The sequence below is a fragment of the Mesorhizobium sp. P2_E10 genome (assembly GCF_056404235.1).
The window spans coordinates 1-1,169 of the sequence record NZ_JBFUEK010000049.1 but is presented as its reverse complement, the minus strand read 5'-3'; the positions used below and the strand labels follow the sequence as shown (position 1 = coordinate 1,169).

The window sequence follows — 1,169 nt, the reverse complement described above, 5'->3', positions numbered from 1 at the left end:
ATGGCAAAAGGTAAATTCGAGCGTAACAAGCCTCATGTGAACATTGGCACGATTGGCCACGTCGATCATGGCAAGACGTCGCTGACGGCGGCGATCACCAAGTATTTTGGCGAATACAAGCGCTACGACCAGATCGATGCGGCGCCGGAAGAGAAGGCCCGCGGCATCACCATTTCGACGGCGCATGTCGAATACGAGACGGCTGCCCGCCACTATGCCCACGTCGACTGCCCCGGCCACGCCGACTATGTGAAGAACATGATCACCGGTGCCGCGCAGATGGACGGCGCGATCCTGGTCGTTTCGGCCGCCGACGGCCCGATGCCGCAGACCCGCGAGCACATCCTGCTTGCCCGTCAGGTCGGCGTGCCGTCGATCGTGGTGTTCTTGAACAAGGTCGACCAGGTCGACGACGCCGAGCTGCTCGAACTGGTCGAGCTCGAGGTGCGCGAGCTTCTGTCGAAGAACGAATTCCCCGGCGACGACATTCCGATCGTCAAGGGTTCGGCGCTGGCGGCTCTTGAAGATTCGAACAAGACGATCGGCGAAGACGCGATCCGCGAGCTGATGGCTGCGGTCGATGCCTACATCCCGACCCCGGTTCGTCCGCTGGACAAGCCGTTCCTGATGCCGATCGAAGACGTGTTCTCGATCTCGGGCCGTGGCACGGTCGTCACCGGCCGCGTCGAGCGCGGCATCGTCAAGGTCGGCGAGGAACTCGAGATCATCGGCATCCGTCCGACGACCAAGACGACCTGCACGGGTGTCGAAATGTTCCGCAAGCTGCTCGACCAGGGCCAGGCTGGCGACAACATCGGCGCGCTGCTGCGCGGCGTTGACCGTGAAGGTGTCGAGCGCGGCCAGGTTCTGGCCAAGCCCGGTACGGTCAAGCCGCACAAGAAGTTCGTGGCCGAAGCCTACATCCTGACCAAGGACGAAGGTGGCCGTCACACGCCGTTCTTCACCAACTACCGTCCGCAGTTCTATTTCCGCACGACGGACGTGACCGGCATTGTGTCGCTGCCGGAAGGCACCGAGATGGTGATGCCGGGCGACAACATCACGGTCGATGTCGAGCTGATCGTGCCGATCGCCATGGAAGAGAAGCTGCGCTTCGCCATCCGTGAAGGCGGCCGCACCGTCGGTGCCGGCATCGTCGTCACCATCAA

The 1,169-nt window shown here is 62.5% G+C and carries 1 protein-coding gene; it reads left to right on the top strand.

Annotated elements, in window-relative coordinates; genetic code table 11:
* Positions 1-1,169 (top strand): elongation factor Tu (gene tuf / locus AC1D0N_RS31855; RefSeq protein WP_477250583.1); only part of this gene is annotated, 1,169 nt, incomplete at its 3' end.